The sequence below is a fragment of the Pseudomonas nabeulensis genome (assembly GCF_004682045.1).
Taxonomy (GTDB): Bacteria; Pseudomonadota; Gammaproteobacteria; order Pseudomonadales; family Pseudomonadaceae; genus Aquipseudomonas; species Aquipseudomonas nabeulensis.
In genome coordinates this window covers 1-565 of sequence record NZ_QUZT01000149.1, presented here as the reverse complement: position 1 = coordinate 565, position 565 = coordinate 1, and the positions used below count along the sequence as shown (strand labels likewise).

Genomic DNA, 565 nt, shown 5'->3' with positions numbered 1-565 from the left:
ACCCTCGACGCGAAAATGGTCCAGCCGCCCGCCGTCGAGCACCGGCTTGCCGGTGGTCAAGGTCGCCCGTGGCGTGTTGATAAACCCGCAGCCATTGCAGGTGATGCCATGGGGGTTGGCGACAATCACCCGCGCCGCATGCCCGGCCACTTCGGTGTAGCCGCCAAGGTGGCTGCGATTGCCGCCGGTGACCTCGTTGAGAATCACACTGGCCGGCCGCCCTTGCAGGCCGGGATTGCCGAGGATCACCCCGCCCAGCTGGGTGTTCTGCGCCGCCTGGGTGGCGTTATTGAGGATCAGCCCGTTACTGCCGACGTTGTAGTCCGTGAACAGGTTGTGGGACAGCCCGCTGCCATTGGGCCCGGCGATATTCACCACCGGCACGCCATTGGGCGCATGGCCGATGCTGGTGCCAGGGCTGGCGGGATCTACGCTCAGTTGCGCGGCGGCGGACACAAGCGGGTTGAGGAAGAGAATCCCGGCCAGGCTGAGGGCCAGGCATTGGTTAAACGGGCTGCGTGCGTCCATATCACCCTCGGATGACACTCATGTGAAAGAGTGCGCA

Annotated in this window: 1 protein-coding gene; it reads right to left on the bottom strand. The window is 65.0% G+C overall.

Features of this window, described 5'->3' with window-relative positions; genetic code table 11:
- The coding region (locus DYL61_RS31195; RefSeq protein WP_135311579.1) for a filamentous hemagglutinin N-terminal domain-containing protein at nt 1-528 on the bottom strand (528 nt) is incomplete at its 3' end.
- Nucleotides 529-565 lie beyond the last annotated feature (37 nt).